This window comes from Paenibacillus soyae (assembly GCF_024623455.1).
Lineage (GTDB): Bacteria > Bacillota > Bacilli > Paenibacillales > Paenibacillaceae > Pristimantibacillus > Pristimantibacillus soyae.
Genome location: NZ_JANIPJ010000007.1, coordinates 104,909 through 119,469 on the forward strand (window position 1 = coordinate 104,909; position 14,561 = coordinate 119,469).

Annotated in this window: 8 protein-coding genes and 2 pseudogenes; 5 read left to right on the forward strand and 5 right to left on the reverse strand. The window is 53.4% G+C overall.

What is annotated here, in order from left to right:
- Positions 1 to 54: 54 nt before the first annotated feature.
- Complete coding sequence (locus NQZ67_RS30340) at positions 55 to 4,434, reverse strand: LamG-like jellyroll fold domain-containing protein (RefSeq protein WP_306812820.1); 4,380 nt, start codon at positions 4,432 to 4,434, stop codon at positions 55 to 57.
- A gap of 467 nt (positions 4,435 to 4,901) precedes the next feature.
- Here NQZ67_RS30340 and NQZ67_RS11725 point away from each other — a divergent pair, with 467 nt between their 5' ends.
- Entirely contained in the window at positions 4,902 to 5,864 is a 963-nt protein-coding gene (locus NQZ67_RS11725) for a helix-turn-helix transcriptional regulator (protein WP_257445641.1), read from the forward strand.
- A 1-nt stretch (position 5,865) separates the two neighbouring features.
- On the opposite strand, the gene NQZ67_RS11730 is transcribed toward NQZ67_RS11725, so the two are convergent.
- A complete protein-coding gene (locus tag NQZ67_RS11730; RefSeq protein ID WP_257445643.1) occupies positions 5,866 to 6,006 on the reverse strand; it encodes a hypothetical protein in 141 nt (46 codons plus the stop codon).
- 201 nt (positions 6,007 to 6,207) lie between these two features.
- On the opposite strand from NQZ67_RS11730, the gene NQZ67_RS11735 reads away from it, so the two are divergent.
- The gene (locus tag NQZ67_RS11735) at positions 6,208 to 6,777 is read left to right on the forward strand and encodes a Uma2 family endonuclease (protein WP_257445645.1); all 570 of its coding nucleotides are present in this window, start codon (positions 6,208 to 6,210) and stop codon (positions 6,775 to 6,777) included.
- 108 nt (positions 6,778 to 6,885) lie between these two features.
- On the opposite strand, the pseudogene NQZ67_RS11740 reads toward NQZ67_RS11735, so the two are convergent.
- Positions 6,886 to 8,206 (reverse strand): annotated as a pseudogene (locus NQZ67_RS11740) (right-handed parallel beta-helix repeat-containing protein).
- A gap of 71 nt (positions 8,207 to 8,277) precedes the next feature.
- Positions 8,278 to 8,823, reverse strand: a pseudogene (locus NQZ67_RS30615) (LamG-like jellyroll fold domain-containing protein); the annotation flags it as partial.
- Positions 8,824 to 9,184: 361 nt separating this feature from the next.
- On the opposite strand from NQZ67_RS30615, the gene NQZ67_RS11745 reads away from it, so the two are divergent.
- Both NQZ67_RS11745 and NQZ67_RS11750 read left to right on the forward strand, forming a co-directional pair.
- Entirely contained in the window at positions 9,185 to 9,439 is a 255-nt protein-coding gene (locus tag NQZ67_RS11745; RefSeq protein ID WP_257445649.1) for a DUF7667 family protein, read from the forward strand.
- Between the two features lie 121 nt (positions 9,440 to 9,560).
- Positions 9,561 to 10,346: a sporulation protein gene (locus NQZ67_RS11750; protein ID WP_257445651.1), complete on the forward strand. Its 786-nt coding sequence runs from the start codon at positions 9,561 to 9,563 to the stop codon at positions 10,344 to 10,346.
- A 43-nt stretch (positions 10,347 to 10,389) separates the two neighbouring features.
- On the opposite strand, the gene NQZ67_RS11755 is transcribed toward NQZ67_RS11750, so the two are convergent.
- The gene (locus tag NQZ67_RS11755; RefSeq protein ID WP_257445652.1) at positions 10,390 to 11,964 is read right to left on the reverse strand and encodes a histidine kinase N-terminal 7TM domain-containing diguanylate cyclase; all 1,575 of its coding nucleotides are present in this window, start codon (positions 11,962 to 11,964) and stop codon (positions 10,390 to 10,392) included.
- A 375-nt stretch (positions 11,965 to 12,339) separates the two neighbouring features.
- Between NQZ67_RS11755 and NQZ67_RS11760 the strand changes: the two genes are divergently transcribed.
- Entirely contained in the window at positions 12,340 to 14,559 is a 2,220-nt protein-coding gene (locus NQZ67_RS11760; RefSeq protein ID WP_257445654.1) for a putative bifunctional diguanylate cyclase/phosphodiesterase, read from the forward strand.
- Positions 14,560 to 14,561 lie beyond the last annotated feature (2 nt).

Genomic DNA, 14,561 nt, shown 5'->3' on the forward strand with positions numbered 1-14,561 from the left:
AAAAACGATCGCATTCCGATTGGCTCGGCGATGCGATCGTTTTCTTGTATGGTCTTATTCCTGGGTTTCCTGGGCGGCCAGCTCCTCAACCTCGGCAGCAGTCAGCACGCCTTCGTAGACGCGCAGCTCATCGAGCATGCCTTTGAACGGCGTATCCCAATAGTTAACGCCTAGACTGAAGGTGCCGTTACTGGTCGTGAACAGATCCGGGAAGTCCGTTCCGGAGTATTTCTCTTCGCCGTTCACGTAGAGCTTCAGCTCGCCGTTATGGACGGTGAGAGCTACATGCGTCCATGTATCAATTGAAGTTGCGACTGCGGTACGAGCATTGTACCAATTGCCCCCATTGTTAGACCATAGCGTGAGATCAACGGGGACTTCTTCGTTGCCCCTCGGCAGCAAGCTGATCCAATTCGCATCGGTTCGTGCTCCGAAGAAGGCGGTCGTGTGTCTGTTCAGCTCACTAGGCTTCATCCACAAGGAGATGGAATAATCTCTTGTCTTAATCAGGCCGCTCGGAAGCACGACGCCGGAAGCGCCGTCGAATATGGCGGCTTGACCTTGAACGCCATTCTCGGCGTCAGCGTAAGTCATTTGACCTTTGTTCGCCTCGTTAATCGTGCCTCCGACTATCGTCCCCGCACCAAACCTTTCAGTTGTATCCTCAAGATTGCCCTCAAAAGAATATTGCGCCGTCAGCTGAGCGGTCGTATCCTCTTCGCCTGGAACAAGCTCGCCGGCAAGCTTTCTTACAACCGGCGCGGAGATCGGCACATTGTATATCCGCAATTCGTCGATCTTGCCGTTGAACGGCGTATCCCAGTAGTTGACGCCAAGACCGAATGTGCCGTTTTCGTTCGTGAACACATTCGGGAAGTTCGCTCCCGCATATTTCTGAACGCCGTCCACGTATACAAGGACTTGGCCTTGATCGACCGTAAAGGCGATATGATGCCATTCCTTCGCCCGGTGGCGAAGACCTGTCGTGGCGTCATACCAGGTGCCGCTGCCCGACCACAGCATCGTATTGTTATCCCATGACTGCGGCACGAGGCTTATCCAGCTATTGTTCGTCTGGGCTCCGAAGAAGGCGGTCGTAAATTGCGTGTATTGCTCGGGATTCAGCCACATGGCCACCGAGTAGCGGTTGCTCGCAATCAGTCCGTTTGGCAGCTTGACGCCCGAGCTGCCGTCGAATACCGCCGATTGGCCGACGACGCCGCTTGCGTACGTAATCGTGCCGCCTTCGTTATTAATAAGGTTGCCGGTTACCGTTCCGTCGCCGAACTTGTTTTGCGAGTCTTTCAGATTATTTTCGAACGAGTACTTCGCGACAAGACCAACAGCAGGGTCGATTGGCACTACTACAAGGTTGAACGTTTTGGTTGCTGCTGAGCTGCCTTTCTTGATCGTCGCCGTCAACGTTGCCGTCCGATCATCTTCACCAACCGCAGGCGGATGGATCTCGCCGGAACTGGAAATAACGCTGGCATCCGAAGTCGTCCATTGGATCGTCGTTCCGCGCATTCCGGTCGCCGGCAGCGTCAGATCCGACATGACCTTGGTTGTATCGCCGAGCGTAAGCGCTTCTTGCACCTTCGTTACGATCTCGTTGTCCGATAGCTCCTTCTGCTGAATGCCCCATATCGTTTCGCCAGCTTCCGAGATCGCCGTGAACGTCATCGTATCGCGCTGCTGGGCCGCATCCCACATCTTGACGAAGACGCCTTCATAGTCCACGCCGTCGATCGTAATGGCCGCCTGGTAATCATTCGAGAGCGACCAGGAGCCCGTCTCGCTACCCGTAATATCGCCGTTGTTCGACAGGCGGATGGAGACGGAATTCGTGATCGCGCCGGAGTACGCCAGGCCGTGATTCACAAATTTGTAGTCGCCGTCGATCTCGTTTTTGTTCACTTCCTTGATCGTCTCTCCGCCGTAGCGAAGCGGCGCCGTCACCGGCCAGCCATCCTTGTTCATGAACATCTGATGGACGCGAAGCTCATGGGCCTCGCCTTGCTGCGGGAAGCGCGCATGGAAGAACAAGAAGTGCTTGTCGCTAGCTTCGTCGTAATAAACCGAGTTATGACCCGGGGAGACATAACCATATCCGATGCCGGAGCCGGGCTCGCCGATCTCGCGCTGGAACAGGAAGTTGCCGATCAGCTTGTTGCCGTAATCCGTATTCTCGGCACCTGGAGGAAGAACGGCATCCTTGCCTTCCGTATCGAGATATGGGCCATCCGGGCTGGTGGCTCTGAACTGTCTCATGTTGTAGCCGCCATTAGCAGCCAGGCCGCCATATGTCACGTTCAGGAAGTAATAGCCCGTTTCCTTGTCGTATACAATGAACGGGCCTTCGCCGGATTTGAAATAGCCGCCGGCGATCTTCGTACCGAAGTAACGGTCGATCATGCGGCCGTCTTCCGTCGTGCCGTCTTCGCCCGGATATTTCGGCTGGCCGGTCGCCGGATCCAGCTCCAGGACGAATATGCCGCCGGACCAAGAGCCGTACGTCATCCACAGCTTGCCGTCCTTATCCTCGAACAGCGTCGCGTCGATCGCGTTCGGATACAGGTTGTTGTTATACGAGCCGTTTGCGTTGAACCATTGCGCATTCGATTCTGCCAGCGCACCGTCATCAATAAGCGGCTTAATATTCGTGTTCTCCCACTGTTTGTTGATGACGCTGTTCGTGTCGTAAGCCTCGTTCAGCGTAAAGCCGGAATATATGATGGTATCTACGTATTCATAAGGCCCTTCAATCGATTGCGACACCGCATAGCCGATCGCGGAACGCATGTAAGTGGAGGAAGCGCTGTAGTAGATCATGTAGGCGCCTTTGGTGCTGTCACCGTTGTCGTAGTCCTTGTTCCAGTATACATCCGGCGCCCAGACGGAGAAGCCGCCTTTGCTGTCGGAATCATTTTCGCCCGCCCAGTCGAACGAGCCGGCCAGATTCTCAGACAAATTGCCATACAGTACGTTGCCTGGCGTCGTGTAGCCGTTCGTGAAGCGCGTCCATTCGGTCAGGTTGGTCGATTTGGCCGCATCGATATGCGAACCGAATACATAATACGTCGAGCCGTCCTTGATGACGGATGGATCGTGAACCGACACGTTCGTATAGGTTGGAGGCGTCTTACCGCCCGAAGGAGGCGTTGTGACGACTACCGGCGGGGCCGGTTTGTCTTCGCGAACCAGCTTGCTGTCGTTTGTGCGAATCGTACCTTTGCCGCTCACGGAGATCGGCTCATCGACCTCAATGACGACTTCGTCAATAACGGCCTCTTCTTCAACGACGAGGGAAGCCTTCTGCTCAAGCAGCAGCTTCTTGATCTGACCGCTGAGGAGCTTAAGCTCCGGCGCCGTCAAAGCTTTTACGTCCACTTGGTCGAAGCTGCCGACAAGCTGAATCGTCGCCTGGCTTCCAAGCGCTTCGTCCACGACGACTTGCTTGAAGCCAGGACCGTTATCCGATGGTTCCTCCTCGAGCTTTACCCCGGACAGGACAAACACCTGCTCGACATTCGTAGACCCTGAGGTAACCAAACGGATCTTGCCGTCCTTCTTGTTCACGATAATTTGTTTAATGGTCGAATCGCCAAGATGAATCGAGTTTTCGCCGCCGCCCGAAGCGATCACTTCTCCGAGCACGGTCACGCCTTCGAGCGTCACATCTCCTTCGGCAATCCCAGGCGCAAGGTACAGGTTACCTTCGATCGTGACATTCTTCAGCGTCGTATCCGCGTGGTTAACGACTATGTTGTCGGCAATCTCCAAATCGGAATAGATGCCGGATTCATTCAGGATGGTGCCGGCGATATTGTTCAGCATCACGAGCGCTTCGGCTCTAGTGACCGCCTTATTCGCCTTAAACGTGCCGTCGGGATAACCGCTGATGTAACCGTCATACACGAGCGTTAGCACGGCGGATTTGCTCCAAGCCGGCAGCTCGTTCAGATCCTTGAGGGAGCTTGCCGATCCTTCATTCGCCTTCAGCGCGAATGCTTGCGACAGCATGACCGAAGCCTCTTGACGCGTAACCGCTTGAGACGGGCGGATCGTGCCATCCTCATAACCCTTCAAGTAGCCGGCAGCAACCGCTTTCATGATGTCGCTATAAAAAGGATCCTGCTTCGGCAGATCGGTGAAGCTGCCCTGCGCTTGATCGACGAACCGGAAGACGCGGTTCAGCAACGTCACGAATTCCGCTCTTGTCATCGGTTGATTCGGCTTGAAGAGCCCGTTGCCATAGCCTTGAATCAAACCCTGCTCATGCCAAGTCTCGAACGCCTGCTGGGCCCAGTGGCCTTGAATATCCGTGCTTATTGAGGCACCGGCGTCGTTACTGCCAGCGGCAAAGCCCGTCCCCGGTACCAGCATGGTTAGAATGAGACCGCCGGCCGCATATTTTTTTATCTTATGCTTCATTTCTCTTACATCCTCCTCAAAAGTTGCTTCATGTCCATGGACATGATCTTAAACCGTTGTCTCTTCACCTCCGAACTAATATTTCGCTGGACAAACCATCTTTCATAAAAGTATGAATTAATAAACATTCATATTGACGTCCATAGTTTAACGCTTACATTGGTAAAACGTCAATATTTACTTTTACATTAATTTTAAAACTTTTATTTCGTGTTTTTGTTAACTAATGATATGAGACTGCTGGGGGTTGGTCAGGAAAATAGGATGGTAGTGGTGGAAGAGCTCCGCGAAGTATACTTTATATTTTTATTAACTTTAAATCGTGAGTTTGATGGGGATGGGCCATGAGGAGGAGGCTGTGTCCATATTTAGACTCTCTAAACATCCCTGCTGAGGAAGGATTTCCCAAGTCGTAGGTCGAATCTACTACTTTAGGGATAGGTTTTGCAGGGAGGGGAAGGACACAAATGAAGGAACAGTTAATCCGATTTATGCGAATTATTAATCTGGTTCAATCGAGGCCGGGCATTCTGGCCAAGGAACTCGCGCAGCGCTGCGAGACGACGGAACGAACGATTTATCGGGATCTTGAAGCGCTCAGCGCGATGAACATCCCGATTTCGAATATGGGGCATGGCAAAGGCTACTCGTTTATTAGCAATTTCTCCATGTACCCGCTGGATTGGACCGAGCAGGAGGCGCTTGCGTTCTCGCTATTGCCTTCCATGCTCGAACCGGTATCGAGCTTAATTCCGGCAGGCTTTGATTCCGCATACGAGAAGGTTATGGGCACGCATAACCGCGAGAAGAAGCAACGCACGGACATCGTGCAGCATGTCGCGGATATTATTCAGCTCGGCACGCCCGCTTACCGGGAGGAAGGCCAAAGCTTCTTGTTCGACATTATCCAAGCCGCCTTGTCGGGGCAGACCATACATACCGTCTATTACTCGCAATATCGCGACGCGGAGACGGAACGGCTCATCGATCCTTATTACCTGGTACCGAGGGACTATCGTTTCTATGTCATCGGCTTTTGCCATAAAGCGCAGGACATCCGTACGTTCCGGATCAGCCGGTTCAAGCAGGTCGAAGTGCTGGACCGGACGTTCGACAAGGGCGATTTTAACCTGAAGCAGTATATGAAAAATACTTGGTCCATCGAACGCGGCAATGAATCGATCCGGTTCAAGGTTCTATTCCGCGGCGATGCTGTCCGGTATGTGAAAGAAGAAGAGATGTTCCTGAAGCCCCGCATGACCCAGCGGAAGGATGGCAGTCTTCTGTTCGAGGTGACAGTGAACCACGACCGCGAGCTGCTCAATTGGCTCAGCCAATACGGCCCGGACGCGGAAATTATCGAGCCGAAGCATTACCGCGACGTCATGCGGGAGCGGCTGGAGCGGTGGAAGCGGGTTTATGAGACGTGATTCAGATTGCGGAGTTGAGCTGGAGAGCGGCTAGCTTGCCGAACGGATTATTGATTTCTCGGCCTGTGGAATAGACAAGACGGGGCTCGCCAGTCCATTCGAGAGCGGCGTTGTTTTCTTCTAATTGAAGTCGTCCGAACATGGACTTGAACAGCCCTCCTAATCGAACATGATGTTTCAAGCATATCATGGGCGATTGACGGGAGGTTGTCATGGAACGGGTGTTCGGAGTAAACAAAATATTACTTTTTAGGATCTAAAAATAGACTATGGTATAATTCAAGTACTCACGAGATCATGAACATATCTTCTTAGAAGATGATTTCAAAGGAGGTTAGTCACAGTGTCGAAGCCGGATGAAAAGCTGAGGCATACCTATAAAGATTGGTTAACCTGGGACGGGGCATGGGAATTAATAAACGGTAAGGCTTACAACATGACTCCGGCACCGAATGCGCTCCATCAATTCATCGTCGGAGAGCTGCATTTCGCGCTGCGCACCTACTTTCAGAATAGAAACTGTTATGTGTTCACTGCCCCGTTTGACGTGTTTTTCAGCGAAAGTGAACAATATGATTCCCCTGACCACATTACGCAGCCGGATCTTTCCGTAGTATGCGACAAAAACAAAATTTCCAAAAACGGCTGTCATGGCGCGCCGGCGATGATTATAGAAGTGCTGTCACCCTCGACGGCGTTAAAAGACTTCAATGAAAAATTCAACCTCTACCAGAGATATGGCGTTCAGGAATATTGGATTGTGGATCCCGGCAACAGAACGATACATGTGTACGCCTTGCAGGACGGCGTCTATCAAGTGCGAGAGCTGTATGTAGAGCAGGATACCGTGCGCTCCATCGTGTTTAATGACTTTCAAGTCTCGATGAGCCAATTGTTTAGTTTGGAAGCGTAACATCGATGTGAATTAGTAAAATACCAACAGCCCCCTCCGCAATCCCAATTGCAGAGGGGGCCTTTCTTTACAGGCAGATGAAAATAGCTTAGCTCATGCTCCTCCTACCTACTCATCCACCGCCCCAATATCTGTCCCCGACGGCGTACCCGCCCCAATTAAATCACTGCCGGACGCCAGCTTCAGGAAGTTCCCGAGGTTCGGCGAGCCGTCCGCGTTGCGGGTGAGCGAAGGCGTCAGGCTGACGAAGTCGGCATCGGAGGCCAATAGGCCGCCAGCATTCGTGCTATTGTTGTTCTTCCACCAGACGTTGCTGCCGCTTACGTCGGTGCCGCTTGTTTTGTCGCTGGAGCTGCCTTGGTAGGACAGGTTGTTCTTGAACTGATGGGTTCCCGAGTCAAAGGCGAAGTTGCTTTGCCCGTTGTCGAAGGAGGTATTGTTCGTCATCTCGATCGAGCCGGGATTGCTGTTGAACGTGAAGCCGTGCTTTTTGTTCTGGTAGGCGTAGGAGTTCCGCACGATATGGTTGACCGCGATTTTTTCGCCGCCCAGCTTGAAGCCGTTGCCGTCGCTGTTGCTGGTCGTGCTGCCGGAGGAGGTCTGGCCGTTGTGATGGGCGATGCTGTTCAGGATGGTGACGGGACCGATCGCCCCGGTATCCGACTTGGTATACAGATCCCAGCCGTCGTCGGTGTTGTAAGCGGCGATGCACCCGTCGAAGACGTTGCCGTCTCCGGTGGTCAGCTTGGCCGCGAAGCCGTCGGCGTCTTCGCCGTTGTCGGGGTCGAAGTTATCATGCGAGTAAGTATTCACGACGGCATTGTGTGCCGGCCATTCGCTCTTTGCGGCCGTGGACGCGTATCTGCCTAGCTGCACGCCGGTATCCCGGTTGTGATGGACATCGAGATTTTCCAGCCGGTTATAGCTGCCGGCAACGAAGATGCCGTTATCTGCGGCGCCTTTGATCTCAAGGCCTTTGATGACCCAGTAGTTACCGTTCACTTGAATGCCGCGCGCGTTCTGGGAAACGTCGGACGCGTTATACGGCTGGGAGGAGAAGTCGAGAATCGGCTTTTCGGAGCCGTAAGCCTGAAGCGTCTTCTTCGCGCTGCTCGTTCCGCTGTTCGCGCGGTCGATCGTCACTTGGCTGGCATACGAATACGTGCCTCCGCGCATGTAGATCGTGCCGCCGGGCGCGACTCTCGCAATAGCGGATGAGAGCGTGGTCGGGCTGCTCAGCGTGCCGGCATTGCTATCCGACCCGTTCGGAGCGACATAGATGGCGCCCGTAACAGGAGGCGGCGGAGTTGGCGTCGGCGAGACGGTTGGTTCCGCTGTCGGTGTCGGAGCCGGCGTTGTTGTAGGCGTCGGCGTTGGAGTTGGAGCTACCGTAGGTACAGGAGTTGGCGTCGGCGAAGGCGATGGGGATCCCGACAGGTCCTCCACGCTGATGTCATCGAATTTGGAGACGGTTTTGAAGGCGACCAAGCCGATCCCGCCGGATGACAGGCTGGAATCGTTGGCTGTCAGCTCCAGCTGGCCGTTCACGTACATGCTAAGCGCCGAACCGTTCAGCTCCAGCTTGACGGTGTACCAGGTGCCGGAAGACAACGCATAGCTCTTGGTGGCAAGCGTCGTGCTCGAGCCTCCCACCTTCTTGCGGATTTCCAGCTTGCCGCCGCTGCTGTTGTAGAGGGAAGCGGCGTAATAGTTGTTGCCGTCCTGGTAACGACCCGCGACGTACGTGCGGTTGGAGCCGTTCCAGTTGTCCACCTTCACTTTGGCCTGGACGCTGTAGTCCGTCCAAGACTGGCTGCCCGCGGAAGAGCGGCCTTCGCTCGTGCTGGATTGATAATAGACGGGGGAGCCGCTGTCCGTGACGACGGACCAATTGCCGTACTGCGTGGTCCATCCGTCGGCCGCGCCGTCATTGAACGTATCCGAGAATATGCCGGCGGCGGAAACTTGCTGAAAGACAAGCAGACCGGCGATAGCGGAGACGGCGGCGGTAGTGGCAAGCGCTTTCAATTTCGATCGGGATGACATAAACGAAATTCCTCCTTTTCCATTCTAGAAAAATATGAAGTTAGCGATAATACGAAGTGGCTTCCTCCTTTCAGCATATAGTGGTCCCGCACTCCTAGGTATAGCCGATCCGGGAGAGGTGCGGCAATAATCATCGCGTTGTGAGTTGGCGGAGCGCGGTTGCTGCGAAGCTTCGGCGAACGCGGATAATCATTTCGTGAGATGATAATCAATTCGTAACACCGGTGCGGAGCCTGCGAAAGCCCGCTCTTTTCTTTCAAAAAAAATGCTAGACTTCCGGTTTGAACGGTTTGAACGCCGCTAGGGCGGGCTATCCTGAGTAATACAAATCCAATACCAGGAACAAGGAAGGGTGGCATACATGGTTGCGATACATGCGGTTCATCGCCGTCTGGCGGAGCTGGCTATGAAGGCGAAGATGACGGGCGGAAGCTACGAGAGATTGTCCCTCATGGAGAGGCAGGAGCTGGTTCATTGCCTGTCGGTCAATTTGGAGCTCGTGCGCAAGCTGGATTCGCTCAAATCCCTTGCATTCCTAGCCTACGAGCAGGGGGACATGGTGTGGCACAACGAGATCTGCGAGAAGCTGGACGAGCTTGAAGCGGGATTAATGTAAGAGAATATTGCGATGTTTGCTACCAAACCGTTTCCTTCTTCGTAAAATTTGTTATGATAAGGGTGCTGGAATATTTTTGGCATGACTTTATCCATACTTAACAATCGAAGGAGAGAATGAGATGTCATTTTTTAACCGTATGATGGCTAGTGTGGGCATCGGAGCCGCGAAGGTAGACACGCTGCTCGAGAAAACGAACTATTATCCCGGCGAGGAAATCCGCGGAGTCGTCCGAATTCAAGGCGGAGCCGTTAACCAACGAATCGAAGGCATCGATCTATCCGTCATGACGTACTACATCAAAGAAGTGAACGATTCCAAGGTGCAGGAGAACGTGGAGCTGGGCAGAGTCCGGGTATCGCCGCCTCTCGACGTGCTTCCGAACGAGCGCAAAGAAATCGGCTTCGCTTTCCAGCTGGCGACGAATACGCCGCTTTCGATCGGCAGAACGCCGGTATGGATCAAGACGACCGCCGATATCCGCTCCGCGATGGACCCGACGGATAACGACCGTATCGAGGTTATGCCGACTTACGCTCAGAACACCGTGCTGCAAGCGATCGAAGCGATCGGCTTCCGCATGAAGACAGCCGAGACTGTATACGCGCCAAGACTCGGCGGCTCCTACTCGCCGTTCGTGCAGGAGTTCGAATTCATTCCTTACTCCGGTCCATATCGCGGCCGTCTCGACGAGCTGGAGCTGGTATTCCTGCGCAATCACGGCGCAAGCCTCGAGCTGCTGCTTCAGATCGACCGCAAGGCGACAAGCCTGTTCGGCATGTTCGCCGAGGCGATGGACATGGACGAATCGTTCGTCCGGGTAACCATCTCCGGGGACGACGTACAGCGCGGGCCTCAGCACGTAGCGTCGGTTCTAGACCAAATTATTGCCAGATACGCTCATTAATCAAATTCGATTTCAATTAGAAAATAAGAACTGCCCGAGCAGCTTATGCATGCTGCGCGGGCAGTTCTTTCTTATTATAAGCCACGACTTGGTCGCGTCCGCGCCGCTTCGCTTCGTACAGCCCTTCGTCGGCCTGGCGCAAGAGCTCGTCCAGACTGTCCGCGCCGTCGCGAGAGGCTGTTACGCCGAAGCTGGCGGTGACACTCAAGCTCCCGGCCTTCGATAGGAGCGGCTCCTCCGCGAGCGCGTCTCGCAGCCGGCCGGCGAATTCGCACGCCTCCTCAAGCGTCGCATCCGGCATCGCGATGACGAATTCTTCTCCGCCATACCTTGCGAACAGATGCCCTTCCTCGATGACTTCACGGCAGACGGCGGCGACATGGACGAGCACGGCGTCGCCGGTTTCATGACCGTACGTATCGTTGAACCGTTTGAAATGGTCGATATCGAACAGAATGAGGGAGACGGGCATTCGGCTCGGTGCTTTTTCCTGGAGGAGCGCTCTTGCCTGCATGACGAACCGGGCGCGGTTCAGCGCTCCGGTCAAGGAATCGTAATAGGCCTGCCGCTTCAGCTGTTCTTGCAGCATGCGCTGCTCCGTAAAGTCGATGAGCATAAGCAGACTGCCGAACGTATCCCCCGCGCGTTTCTTGATGAGCGAGGAACGCACCTCGTATTCGGATGTTTTCCCTCCGGATGTCCACCGCAGGTGGCCGTTAATGCCGCCCAGTCCCCTCTCGATCGGGAATTCCGTTCCGGCCATGCGCTTCCATACGGAATCAAGCGTCAGACCGACGAGCGGAGCGCCCAGCTCGGGCAGCATTCTCCCTGCCGCGGGATTGTAATCGATCAGCCTCTCGGACAAATCCAGCACGAGAACGCCTTCGCGCATGCTTTCGAATAAGCTTTCCTTCGCGATGGGGGAGATTCGCAGCATTTGGGTCGACAATAAGGCCCACAAGTACATAGCGGACGTGATGCAGAGCACGAACGGGACGACATCCATGCCGTCGGGCGTAATACCCATCAGATAAAGGAACGAAGCGGTCATCGGAATGAACTGGCCGCAGATTAGCGTGAAGAGCTGCTTTCGGTAGGCTTTGTTCGTTTTCTTCCATTGCAGGATTAACAGAATGCCGCCGGCGAGCAGACAGCCGAACGTATATGCGCCGTGCACGATGTACCACTCTCCCACCACGATGTCAGCCATTGGAGAAGGTGTATTTTCCCTTAAATAGATATCTTTATAAAATAATCCGTGGACGTCGTTAGTCGAGACCAGCGCGATTGTAGTGAGCGGTATGGCGTACATCGCCAATGCCCAGGGCCGCGGAACGGCCTTGCCCATGTAACGAAGGACGAGCATCAGCCCAACGACGGGCGCGAACGCGATCCCCAGATACTCGACGATAATCCAGCGTTTGATTTCCGCCAAGCTGTCGCTGGCAAGCTCGAACGCGAAGCCGAAGATATAGATGGACTGCAGCGCCGTCAGCAGAATAAGATTGCGGGCGTCGGGCACGTCTTTTCTTTTATAAATGGCGTACATGCATAGGAATGCGCTCATCACGCCGGAAGTGACCACAAGCGTGATGTACATCGTTAACCGAGTTTCCATATGTATCAAGCTCCAAAGACTATTTTTTTATCGAATGAATGTCGATATATGTAGCATGGTGTCGATATTCCCATGGTACCATATTCTTCATGCACAGTGTTATGACAATCGAAGGTATATAGATGTACCGAATGTAAGGCAGGACAGGGGATTTTATCCAATTCATCACTTGGTAAAATGATACACGTCAAATATCATCGAAAAATGGCATTTTTTTGTTGAAGGATATTCCGCGCTAGAGTAGACTAGATATAATATGATCATTTTCAGTACTGCATCAGGTGATGGCGATTTTTGAATACTCGAGCGGCAGCGTTTGCTGCATGCGGGACACGTCATACTCATAGAGATCGACAAGTAGAAATGAGGAGCACGATGAATAACCAGGTTTGGATCCATCAGTCGAAGGAAAGATGCGCCCAGCGGGGAATAAGGCCCGAGGACGTTCCAACGTTCACGCAATTCTACAGCGATGTGCAGCTTTCGGATAAGCGCGAGGAATACGAAGAAATTTTATCGGTTATCAATTTCTTTATCCATAAGATGCTGGAACTGATGAAGGGTCTTCCTTTGCTCATCCTTATCACGGACGAGAAAGGCTGCGTTCTGGAGATGGCCGGCGATGAAGCGATCAAGAACATCATAAGTCAGTCGGGCATTAAAGTGGGTCTCGTCTACGACGAAGTTGAAGCCGGAACCAACAGCATCAACCTGGCGCTCGATCATAGGGAACCGTTCCAGCTGATTGGACGGGACCACTACTTCCATTTCCTTGAGCATAGCGCGTGTTATTCCGTGCCGTTCCAGTATACGGACGTGAGCAATCTGCTCGGCACGATCACGATCATGACGTCCATCGATCAGCATAATCCGTTCCTGCTGGCGATGCTTTGCACCGTGGTCGACTCGATCGAGAGGGAGCTGCTGCTCAAAAAGCAGAATCGGAGACTGCATATTCTGAACCAGGTCGTGATCGAGACGACCCGGAACGGAATCATTATTACGGACAAGGACGGCAATATAACGGAATACAACCAGTTCGCGGAGTACATCACGGATTTGAAGCGCCAGGACGTCCTGCACAAATCGATCGCCGAGCTGAAGGTCAGTCAGTATATTAGCGAAGTGCTGCACAAGGGCATCGTCTATGAGGATATGGAGCTCAGCATCAAGCAGGGCAATCACGGCGAGAAGCTCGTATGCTTGTTCGACGCGTTCCCGATTCTCGACGAGAATAAGAGCATCATGGGAGCATTCGCTCAGTTCCGGGACATTACGGAACGGTCGAAGGTCGAGAAGAGAATCAATCATCTCGCCTATCACGACGACCTGACGGGGCTTCCGAACCGGCGCTATTTCGCCCGCCATCTGGACATGCTCCTTGACGGTTCGGGCGGAGATCAACAGCCTTTCGCCCTATTATTCCTGGATCTCGACAGCTTCAAAAAAATTAACGACAATTTAGGACACAACAACGGAGATCTGCTACTAAAGTTGGTGGCCGAACGTCTTACATTATGCGTCCATTCCTCCAAGCATGTCGTTTCGCGCATGGGCGGCGACGAATTCACGATATTGCTGAAGGAAATCAAGAGTCAGACCGAAGCGATCGAAGTCGCCGAGGAGATCATCCGGGCCTTCGATATGCCGTTCGTGCTGGATGAATACGAGTTCTATATAACGGCCAGTATCGGCATCGCGTATTACCCTCAGGACGGAAGAGATGCCGAAACGTTAATGAAGCATGCCGATATCGCGATGTATCAGGCGAAGGATACCGGCAAGAACAACTATTCCATCTTCAGAGCGGCGAAGAGCAGCATTGGAATCGAGCAGCTCACGCTCGAGAGCTCGATTCGGAAGGCGCTGCAAAACAACGAGTTTCTCCTTCATTATCAGCCTCAGATCGACGTGGAGACGGGCAGAATTATAGGTACGGAGGCGCTCATCCGTTGGAATCACCCTACGCTGGGGCTGATCCCTCCGGGCAAATTCATTCCGATCGCGGAAGAGACGGGTCTTATCGTGCCTATCGGGGAGTGGGTGCTAAGAACCGCCTGCAAGCAGAACGTGGAATGGATCGCGAAGGGCATTCCGCCGATGAAGATTTCCGTCAACTTATCGACGCGGCAGTTCCTCAAACGTAATTTGGTAGAGACGGTTCATAACATTTTGCGGGAGACCGGTCACGACCCCAAATATTTGGAGCTCGAAATTACCGAATCGATGACGATGGACGTCAACTTCGCCGTCGAGGTGCTGGGCGAATTCAAGAAGCTCGGCATCCCAATCTGCATTGACGACTTCGGCACGGGCTACAGCAATCTGTATTATATGAAACTGTTCTCTATCGACCGGCTTAAGATCGATCAGTCCTTTATCCGGGATATTATGACGGATTCGATCGACGCCGATATTGTCTCTACCATTATCGCCATGGCTTACAACTTGGGAATCGACGTTATCGCGGAAGGCGTAGAGACGGAGGAACAGCTCAATTACTTGAAGCGGCTGAAATGCCGCGAGGTGCAGGGCTACTATTACTATAAGCCGCTGCCTGCCGAGCAGATCGAGCAGTTGTTACTGAGCCAGTAGGC

Coding starts and splice junctions, on each gene's coding strand:
- NQZ67_RS11725 (WP_257445641.1), top strand. CDS start 4,902: ATGAAGGAACAGTTAATCCGATTTATGCGAATTATTAATCTGGTTCAA.
- NQZ67_RS30340 (WP_306812820.1), bottom strand. CDS start 4,434: ATGAAGCATAAGATAAAAAAATATGCGGCCGGCGGTCTCATTCTAACC.
- NQZ67_RS11750 (WP_257445651.1), top strand. CDS start 9,561: ATGTCATTTTTTAACCGTATGATGGCTAGTGTGGGCATCGGAGCCGCG.
- NQZ67_RS11745 (WP_257445649.1), top strand. CDS start 9,185: ATGGTTGCGATACATGCGGTTCATCGCCGTCTGGCGGAGCTGGCTATG.
- NQZ67_RS11760 (WP_257445654.1), top strand. CDS start 12,340: ATGAATAACCAGGTTTGGATCCATCAGTCGAAGGAAAGATGCGCCCAG.
- NQZ67_RS11755 (WP_257445652.1), bottom strand. CDS start 11,964: ATGGAAACTCGGTTAACGATGTACATCACGCTTGTGGTCACTTCCGGC.
- NQZ67_RS11730 (WP_257445643.1), bottom strand. CDS start 6,006: ATGTTCGGACGACTTCAATTAGAAGAAAACAACGCCGCTCTCGAATGG.